Annotated in this window: 1 protein-coding gene; it reads right to left on the minus strand. The window is 54.8% G+C overall.

All coding sequences use genetic code 11. The features are described 5' to 3' along the window. Positions 1-13: 13 nt before the first annotated feature. The coding region (locus tag CWC02_RS17710) for an Ig-like domain-containing protein (RefSeq protein WP_171043864.1) at positions 14-619 on the minus strand (606 nt) is incomplete at its 5' end.

The following is a 619-nucleotide window of genomic DNA, read 5'->3' on the forward strand; positions in this document are numbered from 1 at the left end:
GCAGTTGAGCGAGTCACAATGTCGGCACTAAAGCACGATCCGGTGGAATGGTGTCGACTTCACCACTGTCACTGGCACTGCTGTTATTACCTGCTGCATCACTGATACTGGCACTGACTGTGTAGTTGCCATCAGCTAAGGCTTGCCCTGCTTCGGCGCTCCAATTGCCTGAAGCATCAGTGGTGACTGTCACGGTATGGCTGATACCATCAGCATCGGTAAAGGTCACGGCGAGTGAGGTATTGGCTAAGTCTGAGGTGCCAGTGACCGTCGGCGTATTGTCGTTGGTCAGCGCTGGCGCATCAATGCTAATCGTTGGTGCCGTCACATCGATGGTGCCTGTTTCAGTATCGCTGCCTTCGTTACCCGCCGCGTCGCTCACGGTGGCCACCACGGTATAATCCCCTTCGGCTAATGCCGTACTTGGCTCAACAGACCAACTGCCATCCGCTTGCACCGTCGCTGTCGCACTTTGGACATTACCAGCACTGTCAGTGATAGTAAGCAGCACTAAGCTGCCCACTGCCGCTCCGGTGGTTTGCCCACTAATCAGCGGTGTCACATCATTACTATCGGCCAAGGTATCAAGCCTAATAGTCGGTGCGCTCATGTCGATGTC

It is taken from the genome of Pseudoalteromonas sp. S2721, assembly GCF_005887425.1.
Lineage (GTDB): Bacteria > Pseudomonadota > Gammaproteobacteria > Enterobacterales > Alteromonadaceae > Pseudoalteromonas > Pseudoalteromonas simplex.